Origin of the sequence: Prevotella amnii DSM 23384 = JCM 14753 (assembly GCF_000378745.1) — a bacterium.
GTDB classification, from domain to species: domain Bacteria; phylum Bacteroidota; class Bacteroidia; order Bacteroidales; family Bacteroidaceae; genus Prevotella; species Prevotella amnii.
The window spans coordinates 1-5101 of sequence record NZ_KB905328.1; the positions used below are offsets into that span (position 1 = coordinate 1).

At 31.3% G+C, this 5101-nt stretch carries 6 protein-coding genes and 2 tRNA genes; 6 read left to right on the forward strand and 2 right to left on the reverse strand.

Going from position 1 to position 5101, the window contains the following annotated elements; all coding sequences use genetic code 11:
- Positions 1-274, forward strand: a 274-nt coding sequence (locus F596_RS0110490) for a transposase (protein WP_019036815.1), incomplete at its 5' end; no start/stop codon positions are given.
- A gap of 135 nt (positions 275-409) precedes the next feature.
- Here the strand turns inward: F596_RS0110490 and F596_RS0110495 are convergent.
- Positions 410-2119, reverse strand: coding sequence for a glycoside hydrolase family 10-like protein (locus F596_RS0110495; RefSeq protein ID WP_019036916.1), 1710 nt, complete (start codon positions 2117-2119; stop codon positions 410-412).
- A gap of 191 nt (positions 2120-2310) precedes the next feature.
- Here F596_RS0110495 and F596_RS0110500 point away from each other — a divergent pair, with 191 nt between their 5' ends.
- The 5 genes from F596_RS0110500 (at position 2311) to F596_RS0110525 (ending at position 4697) form a co-directional block, all read left to right on the forward strand.
- Positions 2311-2808, forward strand: coding sequence for an outer membrane beta-barrel protein (locus tag F596_RS0110500; protein ID WP_019036917.1), 498 nt, complete (start codon positions 2311-2313; stop codon positions 2806-2808).
- Between the two features lie 17 nt (positions 2809-2825).
- A complete protein-coding gene (gene recR / locus F596_RS0110505; RefSeq protein WP_008448847.1) occupies positions 2826-3434 on the forward strand; it encodes a recombination mediator RecR in 609 nt (202 codons plus the stop codon).
- Positions 3435-3914: 480 nt separating this feature from the next.
- On the forward strand, positions 3915-4454 hold the full coding sequence (locus tag F596_RS0110515) for a GNAT family N-acetyltransferase (RefSeq protein WP_019036918.1): 540 nt from the start codon (positions 3915-3917) through the stop codon (positions 4452-4454).
- A 74-nt stretch (positions 4455-4528) separates the two neighbouring features.
- Positions 4529-4602, forward strand: a tRNA-Asp gene (locus F596_RS0110520).
- Positions 4603-4623: 21 nt separating this feature from the next.
- Positions 4624-4697: transfer RNA gene (locus F596_RS0110525), tRNA-Asp, on the forward strand.
- Between the two features lie 166 nt (positions 4698-4863).
- Here F596_RS0110525 and F596_RS11260 read toward each other — a convergent pair.
- The coding region (locus tag F596_RS11260) for a transposase (protein ID WP_019036919.1) at positions 4864-5101 on the reverse strand (238 nt) is incomplete at its 5' end.

Here is a 5101-nt window from a genome sequence, read left to right on the forward strand (position 1 = left end):
CGTTCCTAAAGCTAAAGACAGCTACTACCAAAAGAAAAAGAAACACAAACTATTTTGTAAACGAGCAGGTATAGAACCAACAATAGGACATCTTAAAGCAGACCACCGATTATCTCGCAACTTTTATAAAGGTGTGAAAGGAGATGCTATCAATGTATTATTAGCTGCGGCAGCATATAACTTCAAAAGAGCTATGAGAGCTCTTTTGTGCCTTATAAAAAGAATCAGCATAAAGCTTGTCAGTACAAACTTTATGCTGAAATATAGTTTTTAAGGGACGACTATTTAAAAATAATTTATCAGTATTCAAACTATTTACAATAGATGTGGTAAAATATTATAACTATATAATACTATTAAAGTATCGCAAAAATATAATGTTTTAAAAAAAGCTCGACCTCACAGAAAGTTAATTGTTTATAAGGAAAAAACCTATATTTACAGAATACTTATAATTTGGAAACATTGCTTTTAGCCTGTACATTCCATTAGGTAAAGGAGCTATTAATACATAATTAACTTTAGGATTATAAGATATTTGTTGAATAATATTTCCTTGTAGAGTTTCTACTATATAGTAGTTTATCTTAAAAGCTGCCAACTTATATGGTAGAATTACCCTATTATTATCATTAGTTAATAATGTGGAGAAAAATGGTGATGATTGTTCTTTAATATTTTCTTGCAATGCAACACTTTCATTATCATACCTATCCATAGCAGTTATAGCAAAATGAAAGTTTCTTTGCATCGAAGGATCTTTTAAAACTAAAGACTTGCCTATAAACTTAGTGTATAATAAATTTTCAGCTTTATTAATATCCACTGGAAATTTTTTACTTGCATATATATTATAATAAGGTGAAGTTCCTTTCCATTTTAAAATCTTAATACTACTATTTTTATCTGAAATTATTAAATTGTTATTGTTATTATAATATGAAGGAGCAGCTATATTATATTTATAACCATACAAAACAGGAGGAATGGCAGGACTAATATTAAATAATTTTTCATAATCAAGTATTCCTTGTGTATTATTAGTAAGAAAAAACGACCTAAAGTGAGCTTGTCCTATTCCTAAACTACGACTAATATTCATTTGCCGCTTTACTTCATTAAGTGTCCAACTTCCTTCTTTAGGACTAAGGAGATAAGTGCCTATTCCTGAAATAATTTCTTTTTGACATCTATTTTCATTCCAATCAGCAAGGAAAGGATAGTAATTATTACCACGAAAATATTGCATAGGATAAAGCTGATCCATTAGTCCTAAACGTAACCATTCTTGTGCTTCTTGTGAAAAACGGTCGCGAGCATTATAATTCTTAGAAGAATAATGTTTTAAGTCAGCATATTTTCCTATAGGCGAACATGATATTCTTACCCAAGGTTTTATAAATTTTACTTGATCATGAATAGTACGCACAATCTTTGTTATTTGTGCACATCGGTCATTTGACCTATCTCCATATTTACTTGTTGGTTTATGCCATGAATCAGGATAACGAATGTAATCAAGATTTATACCATCTACATCATAATGCCTTACTATTTCTGTACATATTTTTGCTAAATAATGAGAAACATTGCCATCTGCAGGATCTAGGTATGCCTCTTTTGAAATGTAATGTAATTTAAGTCCTTTCTTTTGAAGTTGTTTTACCCCAATCGACTTTTTGTTTCCTGCAGGTATAGATACTATCCATGCATGTATAGCCATTCCTCGTTTATGACATTCTTCTATTGCAAATTTTAAAGGATCGTAGCCATTTTCTGGAGCTTTCCCTTCTACACCTGTAATACATCTGTCCCATGGCTCTATAGCAGAAGGATAAATAGTAGTAGCACGTATTCTAGTTTGTAACAATACAGTATTTATGTTAGCTTGCTGATATTTATTAAGGATAGATATTAACTCCATCTTTTGATACTCTATATTCTTTAAAGAATTAGCATAAGTCTTCGGCCAGTCAAGATTAGCAAGAGTTGTTAACCATACTGCCTTAGTTTCTCTTTTAGGTGAATGAATATAAGGTATTGTATCAGAAAAGGTTTGTGCCATGCTTTTGAAGCTTGTTAGCGCAAAAATAAAGGAAATAAATATTTTATTATACATATATTAATTATAAGAACAATGTAAATACTTGTTTTTTAGATGTAAATAACAGGAAAAAACCATAAATAGGTTACAAAGATATGCAATTATTTTTGTATTCTATATATTTTATTTATCTTTGTCAAAATATATGTTCTCTACAATTAGATTTATATAGATAATATTTTTTTATAATAAAATAAAATATGAATATGATGATTAAAAGATTGATGATTATCATGGTAGTTTCCATGTTGAGCTTAGGAGCGTTTGCTCAGTTTCAAGAAGGTAAGGGTTATTTAGGTGCATCGCTCACAGGCTTAGATATTCACCATAATAGCAAGTATGGTTTAAACATAGGCCTTGAAGGTAAAGCAGGTTATTTTTTAAGAGACAATTTGATGGTTTTAGGACATATTAGTGCAGAGCATAATGGTTCTGATACTGTAGCTGATCATTTCACTGTAGGTGTAGGCGGTCGTTTTTATATTACACAAAATGGTCTGTATCTTGGTGCGAATGTTAAGTTTACCCATGAGAATATTAATTATAACGATTTAAAGCCTGGCGCTGAAGTAGGATATGCTTTTTTCCTTAATCGTTCTGTTACCATAGAGCCTGCACTATATTATGATAGGTCTTTTAAGAATGCAGATTATTCTACTGTAGGTTTAAAGATAGGCTTGGGTATATACTTATTTGATGATTAAGATAGAAAATAAAAAGGATGCAAGAATTTCATTCTTTATTATTAGAGAAAGCTGTTAATGAGTTTTCTCAATTTCCTGGTATAGGTCGTAAAACGGCTCTCCGATTAGTTCTCCACCTGCTTCGTCAATCAACGAGTCGGGTGGATGAATTCTCTAATGCAATAACTTTGATGAAGCATAACATAAAGTCGTGTAAAGTATGCCATAATATTTCTGATACTGACCTTTGCCCAATATGCTCGGATATTCACCGTGATAAAAGTATTGTATGCGTAGTAGAAAATATTCAAGATGTGATGGCTATAGAAAACACACAACAGTTTTCTGGATTATATCATGTTCTTGGTGGTATTATTTCGCCTATGGACGGAGTAGGTCCAAACGATATTGAAATAGATTCACTTGTAGAGCGTGTACGTAGTGGAAGTATAAAAGAAGTTATCTTTGCATTAGCAAGCACCATGGAAGGTGATACAACTAACTTTTATATATCTCGAAAAATAAAAAATTTTAATATAAAGTTATCTGTTATAGCTCGTGGAATATCTGTTGGTGATGAATTAGAATATACCGACGAGGTAACTTTGGGAAGAAGTATTGTCAATCGTACTCCTTTTGATAATTAAGAATAAAAACAATGGAAAAGGTTAGGAAAATATTATTAAGCGAATTATTAGGTCTTTTAATAATAGGCTTGTTTATTGTAGTGCTTTTCGAAACTAATTTACTTTCACCTGGTTTAATATCTGATAAAGAGCATTATAATTGCCTTATAATTGCCCAATTTATTATGCAACTATTAACCATAGCTGTAATACCTTTTGCTCTTTATTTATTTAGATTTCCTTTTATTAAAAACCAGCTATTATCTTCTAATCCAAAGGTTATAAGCACATTATTATGCTGGGGTAGTGTTAGAATATGGCTACTTTGTTTTCCTATGATTTTAAATCTATTTTATTATTATTTATTTGGTTTTGAGGTTAGCTTCTTTTATTTATCTTTGATCCTATTGTTAAGTATAGTTTTTATATTTCCTTCAAAGAAAAGATGTGTGCACGAATGTAATTTAGATAAAGAAAAGCTATAATTTTATTTATAATTTTATGAATATAAAGATTAACGATCATCAGTATACATTGCGTGCATTAGAGCCTGAAGATCTTGATTTTTTGTATATTATAGAAAATGATAGTTCTCTTTGGAAATTTGGCGCATCAAATGTTCCTTACAGTAAATATGTGTTGCGTAATTATATAGCCACTTCTAACAACGATATTTATATAGATGGACAAGTACGTTTAATTATAGAAACAGAGCTAAAAGAAACTATAGGTATGGTAGATTTGGTTAACTTTGATCCTACACATCGCCGTGCTGAATTAGGAATAATTCTCTTAGAAGCCTATCGTAATAAAGGTATAGGACAAGCTGTTATCAAAGAAATTTGTCATTATGCTTATAAATATTTACACTTAAATCAGGTTTATGCTATTGTAGATAAAAATAACTATTCATGTTTACAATGCTTGCAAAGAGTTGGTTTTATAAAAGGTGCAGTGTTAAAGCAATGGCTGTTTATAAATAATGATTATATAGATGCTATAATTCTACAATATATCTTTCATGAAAAAAATATCGTTTAAATATTGGTAGAATAAAAAAAAAACAGTAACTTTGCACTCGCAAAAAGGGATTAACACCTTGAGGTTTTAGTTTTGGTGTGTTAGTTCAGTTGGTTAGAATGCCTGCCTGTCACGCAGGAGGTCACGAGTTCGAGTCTCGTACACACCGCTGAAAGTGTTTTTCCTTTTTGGTGTGTTAGTTCAGTTGGTTAGAATGCCTGCCTGTCACGCAGGAGGTCACGAGTTCGAGTCTCGTACACACCGCTGAAAGTTCTCTAAAAACATTAGAGATTAAATAATAAAATATTAAAAAGACCATAGCCTTTTCTAAGTTATGGTCTTTTTAATTCATACTACTTATCATACCCTAATTATTATTCAACAAGAAAAATGGGGTCAGTCGTAAAACCCAGTTGCAAGCCTTCTCCTCTCAGGCACATAATTTCATAAGCCTGTAAAGGAAGAAAGGAATGTCCGTTACTCCCCTAAACTGTGCCCTGAAGGCTTTGACTTTTGCGTTGAAGGATTCAGCATTGGCATTTGTGGCTCTGTTGACAAAGAAATTGAGTATGGTATCATAATGGTTCTTAAAGGTGTCTATCACCGTATAGAAGTTGTCCACCCCCAACTTCTCTACCTCGTTAAACCATTTTGCCAGCTTCAGCCTT